The following is a 214-nucleotide window of genomic DNA, read 5'->3' as shown; positions in this document are numbered from 1 at the left end:
TTTAACCGCACCGTTGAGTCTTTTATAGCCGAAATAGAACTGCAACAACCTAAGACCCTGGCAGAACTTAACCAGGCTTTTGCTGTTTGGGTTGAAGAAGGTTATAACCACCACCCGCACAGCTCTTTAGAAAACGAAACTCCGGCTAACCGTTTCCAGAAGGATACCCGGCGTTTACGGTTTGTAAGCCTCTTGAAGAATGCAGGGACGCTTT

The 214-nt window shown here is 46.7% G+C and carries 1 pseudogene; it reads left to right on the top strand.

Annotated features, from left to right (window positions below):
• Nucleotides 1-214 (top strand): annotated as a pseudogene (locus cpu_RS13300) (IS481 family transposase); the annotation flags it as partial.

Origin of the sequence: Carboxydothermus pertinax (assembly GCF_001950255.1) — a bacterium.
Classification (GTDB): Bacteria; Bacillota; Z-2901; order Carboxydothermales; family Carboxydothermaceae; genus Carboxydothermus; species Carboxydothermus pertinax.
Note: the sequence above shows the minus strand (reverse complement) of the source record. Positions and strands in the feature narration are given on the sequence as shown.